Source organism: Enterobacter sp. UPMP2060 (assembly GCF_053709655.1).
Genome location: NZ_JBSKJQ010000007.1, coordinates 1 through 16,993, shown reverse-complemented (window position 1 = coordinate 16,993; position 16,993 = coordinate 1). Strand labels below are relative to the sequence as shown.

23 protein-coding genes are annotated in these 16,993 nt (G+C 54.5%); 18 read left to right on the top strand and 5 right to left on the bottom strand.

What is annotated here, in order from left to right; translation table 11 throughout:
• The first annotated feature begins 193 nt into the window (after positions 1-193).
• Positions 194-1,753 (top strand): methyl-accepting chemotaxis protein, encoded by a 1,560-nt coding sequence (locus ACWKXN_RS14960; RefSeq protein WP_058841615.1) that lies wholly within the window; start codon positions 194-196, stop codon positions 1,751-1,753.
• On the opposite strand, the gene ACWKXN_RS14955 is transcribed toward ACWKXN_RS14960, so the two are convergent.
• Entirely contained in the window at positions 1,750-2,244 is a 495-nt protein-coding gene (locus tag ACWKXN_RS14955) for a PadR family transcriptional regulator (protein ID WP_029741394.1), read from the bottom strand. The two genes, ACWKXN_RS14960 and ACWKXN_RS14955, sit on opposite strands and share 4 nt — an antisense overlap.
• 148 nt (positions 2,245-2,392) lie before the next feature.
• Between ACWKXN_RS14955 and ACWKXN_RS14950 the strand changes: the two genes are divergently transcribed.
• Complete coding sequence (locus ACWKXN_RS14950; protein ID WP_454543978.1) at positions 2,393-3,157, top strand: siderophore-interacting protein; 765 nt, start codon at positions 2,393-2,395, stop codon at positions 3,155-3,157.
• Here ACWKXN_RS14950 and ACWKXN_RS14945 read toward each other — a convergent pair whose 3' ends face one another.
• The 4 genes from ACWKXN_RS14945 to ACWKXN_RS14930 all read right to left on the bottom strand — a co-directional run bounded on the left by ACWKXN_RS14945 (position 3,158) and on the right by ACWKXN_RS14930 (position 7,884).
• Positions 3,158-4,327, bottom strand: a complete 1,170-nt coding sequence (locus tag ACWKXN_RS14945) for a DNA repair protein (RefSeq protein ID WP_454543977.1) — start codon at positions 4,325-4,327, stop codon at positions 3,158-3,160.
• A gap of 512 nt (positions 4,328-4,839) precedes the next feature.
• Positions 4,840-6,291 (bottom strand): hypothetical protein, encoded by a 1,452-nt coding sequence (locus ACWKXN_RS14940; protein ID WP_454543976.1) that lies wholly within the window; start codon positions 6,289-6,291, stop codon positions 4,840-4,842.
• Positions 6,281-7,306, bottom strand: coding sequence for a phage integrase (locus ACWKXN_RS14935; protein ID WP_454543975.1), 1,026 nt, complete (start codon positions 7,304-7,306; stop codon positions 6,281-6,283). Before ACWKXN_RS14935 ends, ACWKXN_RS14940 begins: the two co-directional genes overlap by 11 nt.
• 2 nt (positions 7,307-7,308) lie before the next feature.
• Positions 7,309-7,884, bottom strand: a complete 576-nt coding sequence (locus tag ACWKXN_RS14930; protein ID WP_211438645.1) for a phage repressor protein CI — start codon at positions 7,882-7,884, stop codon at positions 7,309-7,311.
• A 227-nt stretch (positions 7,885-8,111) separates the two neighbouring features.
• Here ACWKXN_RS14930 and ACWKXN_RS14925 point away from each other — a divergent pair, with 227 nt between their 5' ends.
• The 16 genes from ACWKXN_RS14925 to ACWKXN_RS14850 all read left to right on the top strand — a co-directional run.
• On the top strand, positions 8,112-8,450 hold the full coding sequence (locus tag ACWKXN_RS14925) for a DUF5347 domain-containing protein (RefSeq protein WP_033146696.1): 339 nt from the start codon (positions 8,112-8,114) through the stop codon (positions 8,448-8,450).
• A gap of 68 nt (positions 8,451-8,518) precedes the next feature.
• A complete protein-coding gene (locus tag ACWKXN_RS14920) occupies positions 8,519-8,746 on the top strand; it encodes a DUF2732 family protein (protein WP_029741400.1) in 228 nt (75 codons plus the stop codon).
• The gene (locus ACWKXN_RS14915) at positions 8,746-8,967 is read left to right on the top strand and encodes a TraR/DksA family transcriptional regulator (RefSeq protein ID WP_045404086.1); all 222 of its coding nucleotides are present in this window, start codon (positions 8,746-8,748) and stop codon (positions 8,965-8,967) included. Before ACWKXN_RS14920 ends, ACWKXN_RS14915 begins: the two co-directional genes overlap by 1 nt.
• 1 nt (position 8,968) lies before the next feature.
• Positions 8,969-11,158 (top strand): replication endonuclease, encoded by a 2,190-nt coding sequence (locus tag ACWKXN_RS14910; protein WP_454543974.1) that lies wholly within the window; start codon positions 8,969-8,971, stop codon positions 11,156-11,158.
• Positions 11,159-11,267: 109 nt separating this feature from the next.
• Positions 11,268-11,708 carry a DinI-like family protein gene (locus ACWKXN_RS14905; protein ID WP_033146693.1) on the top strand — a complete coding sequence of 147 codons (441 nt, stop codon included), beginning with the start codon at positions 11,268-11,270 and terminating at the stop codon, positions 11,706-11,708.
• A gap of 179 nt (positions 11,709-11,887) precedes the next feature.
• The gene (locus ACWKXN_RS14900; protein WP_023309248.1) at positions 11,888-12,091 is read left to right on the top strand and encodes a tail protein X; all 204 of its coding nucleotides are present in this window, start codon (positions 11,888-11,890) and stop codon (positions 12,089-12,091) included.
• Positions 12,082-12,303, top strand: coding sequence for a phage holin family protein (locus tag ACWKXN_RS14895; protein WP_029741404.1), 222 nt, complete (start codon positions 12,082-12,084; stop codon positions 12,301-12,303). The genes ACWKXN_RS14900 and ACWKXN_RS14895 overlap by 10 nt, the downstream gene beginning before the upstream one ends.
• Positions 12,287-12,796 carry a lysozyme gene (locus tag ACWKXN_RS14890; protein WP_048981243.1) on the top strand — a complete coding sequence of 170 codons (510 nt, stop codon included), beginning with the start codon at positions 12,287-12,289 and terminating at the stop codon, positions 12,794-12,796. Before ACWKXN_RS14895 ends, ACWKXN_RS14890 begins: the two co-directional genes overlap by 17 nt.
• A gap of 8 nt (positions 12,797-12,804) precedes the next feature.
• Positions 12,805-13,218 carry an Rz-like lysis system protein LysB gene (lysB, locus tag ACWKXN_RS14885; protein WP_454544005.1) on the top strand — a complete coding sequence of 138 codons (414 nt, stop codon included), beginning with the start codon at positions 12,805-12,807 and terminating at the stop codon, positions 13,216-13,218.
• Positions 13,106-13,351, top strand: coding sequence for an Rz1-like lysis system protein LysC (gene lysC, locus ACWKXN_RS14880; RefSeq protein WP_231926973.1), 246 nt, complete (start codon positions 13,106-13,108; stop codon positions 13,349-13,351). Before lysB ends, lysC begins: the two co-directional genes overlap by 113 nt.
• Complete coding sequence (locus ACWKXN_RS14875; RefSeq protein WP_064673338.1) at positions 13,314-13,781, top strand: phage tail protein; 468 nt, start codon at positions 13,314-13,316, stop codon at positions 13,779-13,781. The genes lysC and ACWKXN_RS14875 overlap by 38 nt, the downstream gene beginning before the upstream one ends.
• Before the next feature lie 112 nt (positions 13,782-13,893).
• On the top strand, positions 13,894-14,535 hold the full coding sequence (locus tag ACWKXN_RS14870) for a phage baseplate assembly protein V (protein ID WP_033146689.1): 642 nt from the start codon (positions 13,894-13,896) through the stop codon (positions 14,533-14,535).
• Positions 14,532-14,882 (top strand): GPW/gp25 family protein, encoded by a 351-nt coding sequence (locus ACWKXN_RS14865; protein ID WP_033146688.1) that lies wholly within the window; start codon positions 14,532-14,534, stop codon positions 14,880-14,882. The genes ACWKXN_RS14870 and ACWKXN_RS14865 overlap by 4 nt, the downstream gene beginning before the upstream one ends.
• Before the next feature lie 5 nt (positions 14,883-14,887).
• Positions 14,888-15,796 (top strand): baseplate assembly protein, encoded by a 909-nt coding sequence (locus ACWKXN_RS14860; RefSeq protein WP_454543973.1) that lies wholly within the window; start codon positions 14,888-14,890, stop codon positions 15,794-15,796.
• On the top strand, positions 15,789-16,397 hold the full coding sequence (locus tag ACWKXN_RS14855; RefSeq protein WP_029741411.1) for a phage tail protein I: 609 nt from the start codon (positions 15,789-15,791) through the stop codon (positions 16,395-16,397). The genes ACWKXN_RS14860 and ACWKXN_RS14855 overlap by 8 nt, the downstream gene beginning before the upstream one ends.
• Positions 16,394-16,993, top strand: a 600-nt coding sequence (locus ACWKXN_RS14850) for a phage tail protein (protein ID WP_196367296.1), incomplete at its 3' end; no start/stop codon positions are given. The genes ACWKXN_RS14855 and ACWKXN_RS14850, both read left to right, overlap by 4 nt.

The window sequence follows — 16,993 nt, the reverse complement described above, 5'->3', positions numbered from 1 at the left end:
TCAGTTCTTCAGAATGCTATTTCGAAAATACCCCGTTTGACGGTCTGGTAACGATCGATGAGGCCATATTAATAGCCTACACCTATGCATTGCGGTGGTTATGAAATAAAAAAACGATCAAACTCATAAAGTTAGCGAAATCGTTACCGATAACAGCGATCGTCTGAGAAATAATCACATCGATGGAGAAAATATGTTCTTACATGACGTAAAGATCGGCACGAAATTATTTCTGGCGTTCGGGTTCTTTATTGTCCTGATGGCCATCAGTGCGAGCCTGTCTCTGCTGAGTCTGGATCGGGCTAATAACGGGATGCAATCGATTATTACCAGTGATTATCCGACCACGGTAAAAGCGAACCAGTTAATCGATAACTTCCAGGAATTTATTAGCACTCAACAGCTGATGCTGCTGGACGAGCAGGGCACCTATACGGGGCAATCTCAGCAGCGCCTGAAAGAGATCAGCGAGCACATCACGGTGATCCTGGGCGAGCTGAACAACGCGTTGCAGGATCAAAAGTCTCAGCAGGTGCTGGCGGAGATCCGCAGCGTGCGCCAGCAGTATCTGGACTCGCGCTACCGCATTTTGCAGGCCGTGCAGAACAACAATCGTGCGGGCGCTATTCAGGAGATGATGACCACCACCCTCGCCGTGCAGCAGGCTTATAAAGCGAAGGTGAAGGAGCTGATTACCATTCAAAACAGCGAGATGCAGAGTGCCGGCGCGCAGGTGGAAGGGGATTTCAGGTCTAACCGTCTGCTGCTGATCCTGCTCACGCTCTTTAGCGTCGCGGCAGGCAGCCTGATTGGCTGGTTTATCGTGCGCGCTATCACTCGACCGCTCGGCGAGGCGGTGCATTTTGCAAAAGCCATTTCTGAGGGCGATCTGACGGGCAGCATCACGCCACACGGTAAAGACGAAACGGGTCTGCTGCTGCATGCGCTGATGGAGATGAAAACGCGACTGCTGGACATCGTGCAGCAGGTGCAAACCGGCTCGGAGAATATCTCCAGCGCAGCCGCGCAGATTGTCGCCGGGAACCAGGATCTGGCCGCGCGCACGGAAGAGCAGGCAAGTTCTGTAGAACAGACCGCCGCCTCGATGGAGCAGATCACCGCGACGGTGAAAAATACCGCCTCGCATACCGGGGAAGCGACCAACCTCTCGGCGGATGCCGCCACGGTGGTCAAAAACAACGGCGAGATGATGAAGCAGGTAACCAGCAAAATGCGCCTGATTAACGAGACGTCGAACCGAATGTCCGACATTATCGACCTGATCGACGCCATTGCGTTCCAGACCAACATTCTGGCGCTGAACGCGGCGGTGGAAGCGGCGCGCGCCGGCGAGCACGGTCGCGGCTTTGCGGTGGTGGCGGGTGAAGTTCGCCAGCTTGCCCAGAAGAGCGCGTCGTCTGCCAGCGAAATCCGCGAGCTGATTGAGAGCTCTACCAGCCAGACCCAGGACGGGATGAACCTGGTTGAAAAAGCGAGTGCACTGATCAACGGGATGGTCGGCAACGTGGAAGAGATGGACGTTATCCTGCGCGAAATCCGCCAGGCCAGCCACGAGCAGACGGAAGGTATCTCGCAGATTAACAGCGCGATTGGCCTGATTGATGCCACCACCCAGCAGAACTCCGCGCTGGTGGAGGAGTCCGTCGCGGCGGCAGCATCGCTTAACGAACAGGCGATGCACCTGAAGGAGCTGGTACGCGTCTTCCGCGTGAGCGAGCACGCTCCCGCTTAATCCAGCTGGGAGATCTCGAGCGCCGCGCGGTCAATAACGCCGATAATCTGCTTGAGCTGCGCGTCGCTGAGCTCTCCCTGATTCACCTTCAGGTCTAACACCGCTTTGAAGTTATCCAGCGCCCGCTTCATCTGCGGGTTTTTGCGCAGCTGAAAACCGACGGAACGCGCTTTGATACGCACCTGGATCTGTTCCAGCTGCTCCCGGTTTTCGTCCAGCCAGCGTTGTCCCTCAGCGGTAATCGTAATCGTCTTACGACCGTTCTCTTCTTCCGTAATGGTGATAAAGGTTTGATCCTGAAGATAATCCAGGGTCGGGTAGATCACTCCTGGGCTCGGGGTGTAATTCCCCTGGGTCAGGTTCTCGATCTCTTTGATCAGCTCGTAGCCGTGGCTCGCGCTGCGGGTCAGGATATCCAGAATCACCAGCCGCAGATCGCCGTGGCCGAAAAAGCGCGGTCGGCGCCCGCCGCTGTCGTGTTCGTGTCGCATAGTAGCTCTCTTAATTTGATATATCTAAACTATATCTAAGATATATTCAGATGCAATCTAAAAGATCTTGCATTTTTACTTACTAGTAATCATTATCATTTGGATAATTGATTTAGATATATCGTATTCACCAGAGAAGGGGCTAAAAATGGCATCTACCCGTTACCCACAGCGTGTTCGTAATGACCTGCGCTTTCGCGAGCTGACGGTGCTCCGCGTTGAGCGCGCCAGCGCGGGTTTCCAGCGCATTGTTTTAGGCGGCGAGCAGCTGGAGGGCTTTAGCTCCCGCGGTTTCGACGACCATACCAAAGTCTTTTTCCCGGCCCCGGGGGCAGTGTTTGTGCCGCCGGTGGTCACCGATGAAGGCATCGACTGGGGCGACGGCGTACGTCCTCAGACGCGCGACTATACGCCGCTGTACGACGAGGCAAACCATGAGCTGGTACTCGATTTCTTCATTCACGACGGCGGCATTGCCAGCCGCTGGGCGGTCGAGGCGAAAGCGGGAGACAGGCTGACCATCGGCGGCCCGCGCGGTTCGCTGGTGGTGCCGGAGGATTACGCCTGGCAGCTGTACGTGTGCGACGAGTCCGGCATGCCCGCGCTGCGCCGACGCCTGGAGAGCATTGCTAAACTGCCGGTTCGCCCGGAAATTCATGCGGTTGTGACGGTCGGAGACGATTCTTATAAGGCGTATCTGGCGCACCTGAGTGAATTCAACATCACCTGGGTGGTGGGCCACAGCGAGCAGGCGGTAGCGGACCATCTGGCGGCGCTGACCGTTCCAGGGGAAGATTACTTCATCTGGCTGACCGGGGAAGGGAAGGTGGTGAAGACGCTGAGCCGTCAGTTTGAAACCGACGCGATTGACCAGCAGCTGGTGCGTGCCAGCGCATACTGGCACGCCAAATAATCAGGCGGCGGAATCCAGCTGCGCTTCGCTCACCTGATGTTCGAGCGAGGCGCGGACCTCGTGCAGGGCTTTCTCCTGCTGAGCGAAGTACGCTTCCATATTGTTCAGCGACGAGACCAGAAGCCAGGACTCCTCTTTCTCCAGCTCCGCCAGCTCGTTCACTAAAATGTCGATTTGCTCGCGAACCTGCGCCATTTTTTTGCGGATACGTTCCAGATCGTTCAGCCTGTCGCTTGCCATCAATGGCTCAAAGCCCTGCTGCAGCCGGGCCACCAGTGAGCGAATGGTTTTAACGTCGCCACGCTGCTTCGCCTGGTTGAGCTGCACCATCATCGCGTTAGCTTCCTCTTTCAGGTCGTCCGCCACCAGATCCGGATGGCAGAGCTTGCTCGCCTGCCGCCAGAGGCGCTTGAGCTCGTTCCGATCCTCTTCCGAAAGATCCTTGCCCTTGCGCAGCCGCACTTCGGCATCGTGATGCTGCTCGCGATATTTCTCGTACTCTTCGTTAGCGTCGTCGCGCGCCTGACGCGTAGGCTCCTCTTCGCGCGTTAAGCCGCTCTCCAGCTCCAGCGCTTCGGCCAGCAGGTTGGCAATCAGATTGCTTTGCTGTTCCAGATGCTTACGCGCCTCAGCGGCCTGCACGGAGTCGGCCGGGAGATCGCGCCAGCGCTGGGTGAGCGTCGCCAGCACCTCTACCGCCTGCGCCATATAGCGCTGGCAGCGACGGTAATCTTCCTCGCGACGACGCGCTTCCGCCTGCTGACGGCGCAGATTGAGCTCGGCCAGCGTTTTACGCAGGGCGAGGATCTGCTGCATCAGCGGCCCGAGGCGAGAAAAATAGAGATCGTTGAACTCATCAAGCTGCTGCACCCGGGCGTTGCGCCGGTCAATCAGATCGCGCAGACGCTCTTCCAGCGCCTTCAGCTCCAGCTTGCTGGCGGCCACCTGCGGATCGCGCCACTGGGTCACGGCGCGCTGGCCCTGCAGCCAGGCGGTAATTGCCGCCATCGCAGCGGTGTAGTTCTTCTCCTCAAGCGCCACGACGATTGCCTGCAGCTCATCGTCAAACGCTTCATTTTTCAGGCGTGTCAGCTGGCTCTGGATGATGTCGTCATCTTCCAGTTCAATGGCATTTTTAATGATTTCTAGCCGTTTGATCGGTGTGCTCATGATGCCTTTCGCTTTGGCGCTTAAGTATTTGAGTTAAGGTTAGTTGTTGTAAAAGCTACAGGAAATAATACACACGGATGATGATCGGCGCGATGGGGGATTTCTTTAGTTTTGCAGTTTGTGAGGGTGAGCTGCAGGGCGGGCTACGAGTGATTGATTCCGTATGTGCTCGCATAGGGTGCAGCAAAAATCAGAGGCGGGATACAGCCTGGCGAATGCCTGGGGAAAAGTCAGGGGACATCCATCATTCACCCAACAAAAAAAGCCACTCAATAGAGTGGCTTAATCATATGATTGTAAAACTAAAATTTGGTGGCCCCTGCTGGACTTGAACCAGCGACCAAGCGATTATGTAGTTCCTACAGGAACAACCGAAAATCAATAGTTTGCGTTATTTATCATTGATATAGATTGCCATTGTTTGCCAATAATTACCCATTATTCGCCATTTCTACCGCCACTTTATCGCCAATCTAAACCCAAGTAAGATCCATGCCTAAAACATGAGAAAATCATGCATCAGGGGCAATCCAGGCGCTTAAGGGTAAAGCCTGACATTGTAAGTGAGAAGTAAACTCATTACTCTTGTAAGAGGCACCTTGACACAGCACAAAATCATAAGACCCATTAAACCGTGAATAGATTTGGGGAGATATAGCAAAACTGTAAACTAATGCTATTTTTATATTTCTCCCATTTTTCTTTGCTTCAACGGTTATGTATTCACCATCTTTTATTGGGTCTCCAATGTTGTGACATTGCCAACCTTTATCTCTCAGTAGAGGTATTATTATTTTATCCATTTTTTCACTCAGTGTAACAGCACGGATTGACCATCCGTCATCAGATGCTGTCACATTAAATGGCAATTCATTTGTCAACTGATAACGATTCAATGCAAATTTTTTAATAGCTTGTGCCTCAAGGCATGCTAGTACCTCTGCATGAAAAGACAGTGATTCGTCATTGCTTTCAGGAACGAATATACTGATTCTGCTATCGGCAAATGAAAAACATTCAACAAATGCTAACGCATGTATTAAACCTATCGCTCTGAAAAAATTACTTTCATTTTGCCATACATCGGAAAGGGCATGTGCAAAATGGTGTCTATTAAAACCAGACTCTTTGTCATAGTTAATCGTGTTTGCGTAAAAACTATCTAACAACCATGCTCGAAGCGTCTCAAGCATAAATACTCTTTCATTATTGATTTTTAAAAACGTAGGATCGCAAAATTCGTTAGGAATCCAATCCACTCCATGAATATCAAGTTTCAAAACATTCAATCGAGCTATATCAAAACAACTATTTATTTTACTTACTGTATCTAGCTCGCTTCCTTCTTCACCAACGATGACTCTCAATATGTCTTCAATTATTGGGATGAGAGCTGCAATGGCGGCTATTTTCATTCCGCTGTAAAACGCTAATATAGCTTCTTTAATTATAGGGAGGTGTTTGCTGATTGCTGTGGATGTTGATAGGTTTTGAATGGTTACGGGAATTATTACTGATAATGGATATAATGAGCAGAATTCATTCTCAAAACGTTTTTGAGCTATTTTGGTATCAATTGTTGAAAAGGTTCTGGGGGTTACATCACACCGTTGTATCGATTCCGATAATGCCCCATTAGAAATATATGGTGGTAAAAACCAATCGATATGCTTCCAGTATTTTTCATAATTTAGTGACGGGGCAATTCGCTCTTGTGATAAATTAATTTCGGTAGCCCTTAGTCTAGGGAAAATTGCGCTCCCTGTGTTGGTTTTTATTAATATGCCATCTGAATGCACATCATAACCAAAGGTGATTTCTCTTAATTCAATTATAGTTAAACCCTTCGTGTCTGCTAAGGACTTTATTTCATCTAAAGTAATTGATGTATGCTTATTTTGGCTGGATATTTGATACCAAATCCCCTTGATACGGCTGTCTATAGATACATTATCAAGCAACATTCAAAACCTCATTAATCTTCGTTTGGGAATTGAGAGGGTTCAACTTCACGGCATCTTCTAAGTGATCTGGAGCGAAATGCGCATATCGCATCGTCATTTTTATGTCGGTATGGCCGAGTACCCGCTGCAAGACCAAAATATTACCACCATTCATCATAAAGTGACTGGCAAAGATGTGGCGCAAAACGTGGGTAAGTTGTCCTGCCGGTAGTTCGCTGCCAGTTCTTTCCAAAGCAGACCGGAACGCGCCATAACAATCATTAAACAACCGGCCTTTTTTATCATCAGGAAGAGACTCAAAGAGCTCTTTGCTGATTGGGACGGTACGGTTTTTTCTGCCTTTCGTGTTGGTGTATGTGATTTTGTATTTCGCGAGCTGGCTTTTTCTCAGGCTCTCGGCCTCAGACCACCGTGCGCCAGTGGCGAGACAAATTCTTACCACAGTTTCTAAATCAGGGTGGTCATGCCGTTTACACTCTCCGAGCAGTTGCGAAATTTGGTCGTGAGTTAGCCATGCCATTTCCATTTCTTCTGTGCGGAATGGGCGCATATTTTTCAGTGGGTTTTCACCCTTCCATTCTCCAGGGCGGTTTAACTCATTGAACACTGCCCGGAAGTAGGCCAGCTCAAGATTAAGCGTGCGAGGCGATACCTCTTTCACTCTGTTTGAACGGGAATACTCACCTTTTAACCGTTTTTCTCGGTAGCGGGAAAACATCTGCGCATCGAAATCGCGTGCGAGTGGTTCACCCATACACTCAAAAGCATGGTGCATGGCTAACTGGCGTTTCAGGCCGTCTTTCAGTGTAATGCCATGAGCGCTATACCATGAATCAACCAGCTTTTTTAACGTGCGCCTGTCTTCCTTTTCTTCCTGCCACGGGTTTTGAACGGTGTACTGTTCAAACGCCAGAGCCTCGCCCTTAGTAGCGAATTTCTTTCTGATACGCTTGCCTTTTGCACCGTTTGGGTAGAGCTCACAAATCCAACCGCCAGTAGGATTCTCATGACCCAACCTCAGCTCACCTCGCTGTAAATCCCCACTACGCGACCCACCGTTTTTATCTCGTCGATACCGCATTCAAACGGAACCTTGCCGCCCGCCACGTGGAGTTTTTTACCCGGCAGCAGCGTGAGGTCGCGGATGCTGGCGGTGCCTTCAATCTCAACCAGCCACAGGCCGTCGGTTAACGATGCTTCTTTTTCAATAAAGTGCAGCTTTCCCTCCGCCCGAACGGCGATGCCGCGAGCCAGCGGTTTGCTAAAGAAACCAGAGCCAATACTCAAAGTGGTATTTTCTTCCAGCTTCCCATCACTTAGTGTGAATGTGGAAACCGAAACCGGATCGCCCGGCGCGGGGTGACCTTCAAACTGTGCACCTTGTCCGGTCATCAGCCAGCGAAGGCTGGCACCGGTGTCCAGCGCGCACTGAACCGCAAAGTCGTAAGAGACGGTACCGCGCGCGTAGCGGTTCTGAAGCGAGCTGGCGGCGATATTAAAGTGCCGGGCCAGCTGGATTTTCTGCGTGAAACCATATACCTGACAGATTCTATCGAGTAACTCTTCATTATTCACTTGAGAATCTAAAATCAAAATATATTCCTTTGGGTGTTTACTAATACTCACTTGGGTATTAGTATCATTACAAATTCGGGCAATCAGCGGCAGGCGTTGGCAAACAGAGGCTAATGATTGCAGACATTATCAAAATGGGAATCATGCAGCATGGCATCTGAAATCGCAATCATCAAACGGCGGAAAAAACCGTGCTGTGCCCGTTTTCAGCGCACTAGCGTGCGTGAATTTACGCGAGGGGAGATATGGCGATAGAAGCTGCCCGTGCAAGGGTTCCACTTAGCGTGGGAGCTCGCCTTAGCGGGCTTAACCACATCGCTGAACTGCGCGCCCGATACGGGAGCGATAGCGGAAAAGAGCTGGCGCGGTTTATGGCTGAGCTGCGCGATAAGCGCGATCCCTGTTTTGAGGAGAACAGCAGGGCGCTGGCCGCCCTCTTTTTCCTGGCGAGATTGCCCGTCGCCCGTCATGAGTGCGAGCTCAGTGAGCTAACCACAGAGGAGAAAAGGGCGCTGATTAACGCCATGAATCATTTTCGTGCTGTCGTGAGTTTATTTCCTGAACGGCTGACCATGCCGATATAACCCAACCCAAAAACTAATGGCGTAAACCCGCCGGGCATCCTTTTGCCTGAATTTAAGGAGAACGCGTGATGCGAAACAGTGAAAACCGCCCTTATCCGACCGGAAGTGAAGAACTGAAGCGCCTGCTGGCAGAGGCAAAAACAGAGGAACGATGCGCGCGAGCCCTCGCGGTCTCCCTGCGTCTGGAGGCGCTGGCGAGCCATATCTACAAAACCGGCATGAGCGGAGAAGACGTTGCCGAACTGCTGTGCCACGAGGCGGCCCGCTACGAGCGTGAATCCCAGGAGCTACACTGATGGCCGATTTTATCGATCTTGCGCAGGCGCGCGAGCAGGAGGACAGAGAGCGTTACATTAATCGCGCCCGCAGACGACCCGCATCGCCTTCGCGTTTCCTCTGCGAGGACTGCGAGGCCCCGATACCGGAGGCGCGCCGAATAGCGGTGCCTGGCGTAGCCCTGTGCGTGACCTGCCAGGAGATCGCGGAGATGAAAAATAAACACGTCCGGGGAGGATAAGTTGGCTACGTCATTTGCTTATCCGTGGAATGCCCCACGGTCGGCCATTGCCAGCCCTTATCTCACCCACGCCCAACAGCAGCGCCGCGATCGCCTTTTCGCGGCGCTGCAGCAGGCAAGAATTGCCCTCTCACAGCAGCCAGACTGCGTACGCTTCGAGGTCTGGCGCACGGTTGACGCCCTCGAACAGCATCGGGGCAGCCCGCAGGCTAACGCCTTTTTGATCCGCTTCTGCAAAAGGATGTTGCCCCGTCTGAGGCGGGTCTCTGAACGCTATGCCTGCACAGGCCTGCACGACGAGGTCTCCAGGGCCGTGTTTGACGGCCATTTCGACACTCTGCTTCTGCAATACCTCGCCTCGCGGATGGTCGAACTGGTTGCCCGCTATAACCGCCTTCCTGATATGTCCCGCGCGGACATCGACCTGCTGGCCGCAGATATCGCCAGCTTTATTCGCGGCGAGCTGGCGAATATTAACGATGCTGAGATGGGTGAATACCAGACGCTGTACGTCTGGTATCAGCGCGCCGGACTGATCGCCCGACAGTTCAACGTGTCGCCTCCGCACTGGGAGCGGGTGTCGAAGACGTTTTTCAACAAAGATGACGTTGCCGCGGCGGTGATCCGCATGTTTTCCGAGGCGTGGTGGCGCGGGCGCCTGCGTCGGGTCGCGGCTGCCTGGAGCGAGCATTTGCAGATTGCCCTCGGCAACGTCAGCAAACGGAGAACGGCGTATGCGAGCAAACGCTGCGTGACCGAGTGGCGCGAGCAGAAGCGCCGCACGCGCGAATTTCTCAAGGGCATGGAGCTGGAAGATGAAGAGGGCAACCGCATCAGCCTGATTGAAAAATACGACAGCTCGGCGGCCAACCCGGCGATACGTCGCTGTGAACTGATGACCCGTATCCGCGGGTTTGAAAATATCTGTGAGGCGCTGGGCTACGTGGGCGAGTTCTATACCTTAACCGCGCCCGCGCAGTATCACGCGACGCTGAAATCAGGCTTCCCCAACGCGAAGTGGAACGGGGCCAGCCCGGCGGATACGCAACTCTACTTTACCCGCCTGTGGGCGCGTATCCGGGCAAAACTGCACCGGGACGGGCGCCGTATCTTTGGTATCCGCGTTGCGGAACCCCATCACGACGGTACACCCCACTGGCACATGCTGATGTTTATGCTGCCGGAAGACGTCGAATGCGTTCGCCGGATTATCGGGGATTACGCCCGGCAGGAGGATGGCGCTGAGCTGCAGAGCGAAGACGCCAGACAGGCGCGCTTTCACGCGGACGCGATCGATCCGCAGAAAGGCAGTGCTACCGGCTATATCGCCAAATACATCTCAAAGAATATCGACGGCTATGCGCTCGATGGCGATACCGATAACGAAAGCGGTGGATTGCTGAAGGAGACGGCGTCCGCCGTGTCGGCCTGGGCAGGACGCTGGCACATTCGCCAGTTTCAGTTCATCGGCGGCGCGCCGGTAACGGTCTACCGCGAGCTGCGACGTCTGGTGGATGCCGAGGCCGCGCGCGGTCTGAGCATTGAGTTTGCCGCCGTCCAGGAGGCTGCCGACGCCGGGGACTGGGCGGGTTACGTTACCGCGCAGGGCGGGCCGTTTGTGCGTCGCGATGATTTACAGGTGCGCACGCTGTATGAGCCGCGCGCCGGGTTTAACCAGTACGGCGAGGAAACGGTCCGCATCCGCGGCGTGTACGATTCCGCCGTTGGCGCGGGCAGCCCAGTTTTAACCCGGCTCACGCAGTGGAAAATTGTACCGAAGCGGGCCGCGGATCTTAAGGACGCGCCCGTATCCTCTCGGAGTTCTGTCAATAACTATACGCAGACCGATCTTTCTCAACCCCTCAGCCGGCGTGCGAGGCGGGCGTTAACCGAACGCATCAAATTCATCCGCCCTGGCGCGACAGCGCCCGTCGTCTTCGCGAGCGACCCGCAGAACGGCGTGCCGGAGAAGGTGATCGATGAGATACGGCTCGCCACCGGGATAGCCATCAGCCGGGCAGAAGCCCTGCATCTGATGGCGGGAGGCATCAGCCGCTTTAACGATAAATGGTGCAGAGGTGCAGCCGACGGATCGCTATTTCCGGCACCGTGTTCTTACCAGCAAAAGGCGCGGAAAATCCTTGAACGTATTGGGTATTTAACGGATCTCTTCGCTCAGAGAACCCGCTAATCTCCATCCATATCATGTACATACCGTGAAGGGTTCTGATTTTTCGCTTCACTCTTTTTATGAATACGTGCTACTGTATGTTTATACAGTATCTCGTGGTGGAGGTTGTGTGGACAGAGAGTTGAACGAGCAGGTCATGATTGAACGAGTCGAGCTGATTGCGCGACTGACGACAGAAGGAACGTGTCAGGAAAGAGATCGTGAGATTGCCCTGAATTTGATTGCTGAGATTGCGCGGGGAAATTTAATTAAGAACAACGCATTTACCGTTGTGTTCTCAGCATCGCCTGTTCCGGAACGAATCAAAAAAGAGGGCAACGTTCGGGTGAACATTACTCTCGATAAAGATCAGCAGATCGATCATGCCGTCGTTGAGGCCTTTCAGTGCGAACTGACCCGCAGAATACGCTCCCTGTTTCCGTCATCGCGGGTGAACGTGAAAATAGGATCGGTGACGGGTGTCGAGCTCCAGGGGCTTGAAAAAGAAGCCGATCGCGAGGCGCTGGACGCTATCCTCCGGGAAGTCTGGGAAGACGAGAGCTGGCGCTAGCCCCGGCGTCATCACCCGTACCAACACCCTCATTCCTGTTTTGCGCTTCCGTTGAACCACGCTTCGCCGCTCGCGGACGATCTGTTGTGCCCGCGATTGTCCATCCGACAGCGATAGCGAAAAGCCTGCTGGCCCGGGAAACTCTACGGTACCTGGAAACCGGATGTTGGGAGCGTCTGATGAAAATCTATGCAATGCAGGGGGACACGCTTGATGCCGTTTGCGCCCGCTTTTATGGGCGCACGGCTGGCGTCGTTGAAGCCGTTCTGAAGGCCAATCCTGGCCTCGCGGAGTTAGGCGTTATCTTGCCTCACGGCACGCCGGTAGAGATGCCGGAGGTGAATAGCGCCCCCACAAAAGAATCCGTAAACCTATGGGACTGAGCCTGGAGAAAATCACCACGTTTATCGCCTACTGGCTGGCCGTGGCGCTGGCCTGGTTCGGGGCGATGTCTCCTGAAAAAGTCGCGCTGTACGTCGGGAGTCTTTGCGCCATTTTTACCGCATTAACGAATTACTGGTTTAAGCGAAAAACCTGGCGCTATCTCCAGTCTCTTGGCCTCGATAAGAAGAGCATTCGTGAACTCAATCATTAAGCGTTGCAGCGTCGCCGGCGTGCTGGCCCTGGCGGTGCTGATGCCTGACTTTCGATTACTGAAAACGTCCCCGGAAGGATTGGCGTTGATTGCCGATCTCGAAGGATGTCGCCTCTCGCCCTACCGGTGTAGCGCCGGCGTATGGACGTCCGGCATTGGCCACACGGCAAACGTTGTGCCGACGCGGGACATTACCGAGCGTGAGGCCGCGGTAAATCTGGTCGCTGATGTGCTCAATGTTGAGCGGCGTCTGGCGGCGTGTGCGCCAGTAGAGATGCCGCCCCGGGTCTATGACGCGCTGGTGAGTTTTACCTTTAATGTCGGCGCAGGCGCCGCCTGCCGTTCGACGCTGGTGTCCTTTATCAAACGTAAACAGTGGCCGCAGGCATGCGGGCAGCTTACCCGCTGGGTGTACGTCAACGGCGTCAAAAATGCCGGTCTGGAAAACCGTCGCGTCCGCGAGAAGGCCTGGTGCATGAAGGGGCTGCCGTGAGAACGCTCATGCTGGCGCTGGCCGGGCTGCTGGCCATCACGCTGTGGCTTCGTCATGACAACCTGAACCTGTCCCGTTCCTTAGCCACGGCCAACCGGGTCGCCAGCGAGCAAAAAACAGCCCTCGCCACGCTTGATCAGCAGCTGTCCCTGTCGCAGCGGATGGCCAGAGCAAATGAAAATGCCCAGGTCAGGCTCCGTGAGGAGCTTGTCACCGCGGGCGAGGAGAGGGCAAGACGGGAAGCGACTATCGGGAGATTACTCAATGAAAATGAAGCGTTACGCCGCTGGTATACCGCTCAGCTGCCTGATGCTGTCCGCAGGCTGCACACCCGCACCGCCTGCGCCTCTGCAGCCCATTGTTTACAACGCCTGCCCGAAGGTGAGCCGCTGCCCGATGCCGGGGAGCGAACCCGCCACTAACGGCGATCTCAGCGCGGATATTCGCAGGCTGGAATACGCCCTTATCGCCTGCGCGCTGCAGGTTGAAACCATTAAAGACTGTCAGGATAAACTCGATGCACAAACTCAAGAGCCTGCGTCAGGCATTAATTGACGCGATCCCCCAACTCAATGCCAACCCGGAGCGCCTGCAGATGTCGGTCGGAGGCGGCAATATTGACGCCCGCCAGGCCTCCTCGCTCTCCTTTGAAAAGCGGTATGCGCTGAACGCGAAGGTTAGCGGCTTCACCGGCGACAGCGAGGGATTTTTCGTCCCGGTGCTGGCCTGGCTTCGGGAAAACCAGCCGGATATTTTTACCCTCGATGAAGGCCGTAAAAACGGTTACACCTTCGCGATCGTCTTAAACGATGACGATACGATGGATATCACCATCAGCGTGCAATTAACCGAGCGTATTCTTGTTTCCCAGGAGCAGGGCGCTCTGCACGCGACGTATTCCCCCGAGCCGCCGCTGCCGGAGCCCGTCACGCGTCCGAAGGCGCTGTACGTTAACGGCGAGCTGGTCAGCCAGTGGGAGGAGTAATTTCCCCGCGCTGAAGGCCGCCATCCGACTGCCGTCTGGACCGCTTGTTGTATCATCCCGCAGAAAACCCCGTCTCGTTGCTGCCGTTCCTCCTGAACGGCATTCTCTTCTCATGAATACATTAACTTCCATGAACGGCATCGCTCGCGCGATCCGCAATCTTATTCGTATCGGTGTTGTGACCGATGTTGACCTCAGCAGAGGACTTTGTCGTGTCCAGACCGGCGGGATGAAAACCACCTGGCTGAACTGGCTCACCTGTCGTGCGGGACGTTCGCGCGTCTGGTGGGCCCCTTCTGAGGGGGAACAGGTGCTGCTGCTGGCCATCGGCGGCGAGCTTGATACCGCCTTTGTGCTGCCCGGCATTTTCTCTGACGACCATCCGGCGCCGTCCGGGTCACCTGACGCGTTCCACGTCTCGTTCCCTGACGGCGCGGTGATTGAGTACGAACCCGGTCACGGGGCGCTGACGGTTACAGGCATTAAAACGGCCGATATTACCGCCTCTGAATCGCTGACTGCCACCGTGCCGGAGGTGAGGGTGACGTCAACGTCCCGCATCACGCTGGATACGCCTGAAGTGGTGTGTACCAACAAGTTAATTACCGCCTCTCTTGAAGTGCAGAAGGGCGGTGTGATGGCCGGAAATATTGAGCATTCCGGCGGTAAATTCACCTCCAACGGGGTGCAGGTGGATAACCACGCGCACGGCAGTGTGCAAAGCGGCGGAAGCTGGACTAAGGGGACACAATGACGGTGCGTTACAGGGGGATGAACAGGCAGACCGGGCTTAGCCTTTCAGAGGCGGAACACATCCGCCAAAGCGTGCGCGACATTCTGGTTACGCCGATTGGCTCGCGGGTCATGCGGCGGGATTACGGCTCGCTGCTGGCGGCGATGATCGACAGGCCGCAGAGCCCGGCGCTGCGTCTGCAAATCATGGCCGCCTGTTATTCCGCCATCCAGAAATGGGAGCCGCGAATAAGCCTGACGGCCATCACTTTCGAGCGTTCGGAGAACGACGGGACGTTGTATGTCGATATCACCGGCACGCGCCCGACCTCCGGGCAATCCTTTTCTATCACCATTTCACTGAGTTAAACGCTATGGCTATTGTTGATCTGAGCCAGCTCGCCGCGCCTGATGTCGTGGAGGAGGTGGATTATGAAACGCTGTTGGCAGAACGAAAGGCCACCTTTGTCTCGCTCTATCCGGAAGAGGAGCGAGAGGCGATTGCACGGACGCTGACGCTGGAATCCGAGCCGATTGTGAAGCTGCTGCAGGAGAATGCCTACCGGGAAGTTATCTGGCGCCAGCGGGTTAATGAGGCTGCGCTGGCCGTGACGCTGGCCTATTCTTCCGGTCACGATCTGGACGTTATTGCGGGAAACAATAATACCGAACGCCTGACCATCACCCCGGGCGATGTCACTACCATTCCGCCAACGGCTGCCGTCATGGAGTCTGATGCTGACCTGCGACTGCGTGCGCAGCAGGCCTTTGAAGGGTTGAGCGTCGCGGGGCCGGTTGGAGCCTATGAATATCATGGTCGAAGCGCCGACGGACGGGTCGCTGACGTTTCGGTTGAAAGCCCTCAGCCCGCATACGTGACGATTTCGGTGTTATCCCGTGAGGGTGATGGTACCGCTCGTCCTGAACTACTGGCGGTTGTTGAAAAAGCGCTTAACGCTGAAACCGTCCGCCCGGTCGGCGATCGTGTAACTGTCCAGTCAGCCGAAATTGTGCCTTACAAGATAAACGCAACGCTCTACGTTTATCCCGGACCAGAAGCTGAACCCATCAGACAAGCTGCAGAGCAGAAGCTGCTGAATTATATCAGCGCACAGCATCGCCTTGGACGCGATATTCGTCTGTCGGCCATCTATGCAGCACTTCACGTTGAAGGCGTGCAGCGCGTGGAACTGGAATCTCCCCACTCTGACATTGTACTGAGTAAGTCGCAGGCCTCGAACTGTACCTCGTATCAGATAGCAATCGGGGGTTCGGATGAGTGAAAGGCTGTTACCCGTTGGATCCTCGCCGCTGGAAGTCGCCGCTGCCGCTGCGCTCTCGAATATTGAGCGTGTGCCGGTACCTCTACGCACGTTATGGAACCCCAGCGCGTGCCCGGTAAATTTACTTCCCTACCTGGCATGGGCGCTGTCGGTAGACCGTTGGGATGAGGCGTGGCCGGAGAGCACCAAACGCAGCGTCATTATGTCCTCGTTTTTCGTCCATCAGCACAAAGGAACCATCAGCGCATTGCGTCGTGTGGTGGAACCGCTTGGCTTTTTGATTGAGGTGCGCGAGTGGTGGCAGCTCGGTGAGGAGCCTGGCACATTCCGTCTGGTTGTCGGTGTGCTTGATAACGGCATCACGGACGAAATGTATCAGGAGCTTGAACGGCTCATTGAGGATGCCAAACCGGCAAGTAGACACATGACCGGGCTGGCTATCAGCCTGAGCTCAACGGGAGAGTTTTATGTTGGCGCAGGATGCTATCACGGCGATGCGCTGGCTGTTTACCCCTATACCACTGAGGAACTTATTGTCGGTGGTGATTATTACCCGGCCTCGGCCATCCATTTGATTGATAACCTGAGAGTGAACGCATGACCGCAAAATATTTTGCCATACTGACGAATCAGGGCGCGGCGCGGCTAGCTAACGCGACGGCACTTGGTACGCAACTCAACCTGACGCAAATGGCGGTAGGCGACGCCAACGGAACGTTGCCAACCCCCGACCCGGCGCAGACGAAGCTCGTCAACCAAAAACGCATAGCGCCGCTGAACCTGCTCGCTGTTGACCCAAACAATACCAGCCAGATCATCGCTGAACAGATTATTCCCGAGAATGAGGGCGGTTTCTGGATCCGAGAGATCGGTCTCTATGACGACGACGGCATTCTGATCGCCGTGGCTAACTGCCCGGAGACATATAAGCCTCAGCTGCAGGAAGGCAGTGGCCGCACGCAGACCATCCGCATGATTCTTATTGTGTCGAGCACATCGTCAATTTCCCTGAAAATTGATCCGTCGGTTGTGCTGGCAACGCGTCAGTACGTTGACGATAAAGTTATTGAGGTAAAGGGCTACGCTGATGATCAGATGAAAAAGCATATTGCTGCTGATAATCCGCATAAACAGTACCCTTTAATCGCCAATGCGTTAAAAGAAATTGCCGATGCGGGGTTAAGCGCTGAGGTTCTC